Annotated in this window: 1 protein-coding gene; it reads left to right on the top strand. The window is 50.2% G+C overall.

From position 1 onward, the window contains the following. Positions 1–449: 449 nt before the first annotated feature. Positions 450–1,142, top strand: a 693-nt coding sequence (locus H6A60_RS11575) for an aryl-sulfate sulfotransferase N-terminal domain-containing protein (protein WP_205104765.1), incomplete at its 3' end; no start/stop codon positions are given.

Here is a 1,142-nt window from a genome sequence, read left to right as displayed (position 1 = left end):
TGCCTGTACCGCGCAAACCGAGAAAAAGCATTGAGCGAAAAGGTCTCCCGATTTGCGCACGACGAAGCGCAATAACTGCTTCGTCGACGATACGAGATCGTCCGGCAAGAATAGGGGGACGAGCTCCGGCTCCAGGCGAAAACGGGTTGAGTACTGGATCCATTTTGGGAAAGAATATAGAGAAATTTATAAAAGTATAACGATATATAAGCTAGTATAAGAAAAATCGTTATACATGCCTATAAAAGGTTATCTGTGTTTGGCCGACTCAACCGGTTGAACTTTTCGACTTTCCGGCTTTGCATTTTTTAAGAACGAGCCTCCCGAAAAGCAAGAATCGTTTCGGACGATTCCTTCTGTTGGATTTTTAAGGTGCTCCCTAAACTCGGACGAGTCTGTTGCGGAAAAGACTCCAAGCGTCGCGCAGCATTTCGTGGAGAAATCTTTAAATGTCCTTTTCAACAAAATTTGTTCCTACGCTTCTTGCAGGTGCAATTTGTGCTTCGTTCGTGCTCGTTGCCGATGTATCCGTTGCTTCCGGCGGATCGTCAGGTCCGGCGGTTGCATTCCGCTCAACGGGGAATATCGGCGAAGTCATCGTCAATCCCTACAAAGTGGCGCCGCTTACTGCCGTAGTGCGCAACGGGGGTTATGAAATCCATAATGCAAGCGTTCGCGTGCTGCCGAAGCAGGGTGGCCAGGAAATCGCCTACAAGGTTTCGGAGTCGCAGCTCCTTTCGCACGGCGGCGTGCCGGTCTTCGGTCTTTATCCGGACTACGTGAACACGGTTGAAATCGAATACGACCGCGTCTTCCAGGGCAAAACGGAGCACTTCAAGGATACCTATCAGTTCTACACGGCACCTGTCTATCTTCGTTCGAACGGGCTCAATTCGCAGTCGCACACAACTTTTGACGTGACGGTCGAGAAGATGGATTCGGCTTTCAAGGACCGTCTATATTTTGTCAATAACATCATCCGCACGCCGCCCGATGCTTCGCGCTACGTTTGGAACAACCCGATGGGTGGTGCGCTCGAATGGGCGTTTGGTCCGGAAAATGCCATTGTTGACTCAACCGGTGCTGTTCGTTGGTATTTGCTCCCGAACGACGACATGTACGATCCTGAACAACCGTACAAG

Origin of the sequence: Sutterella massiliensis (assembly GCF_016899755.1) — a bacterium.
Taxonomy (GTDB): Bacteria; Pseudomonadota; Gammaproteobacteria; order Burkholderiales; family Burkholderiaceae_F; genus Sutterella; species Sutterella massiliensis.
Note: the sequence above shows the minus strand (reverse complement) of the source record. Positions and strands in the feature narration are given on the sequence as shown.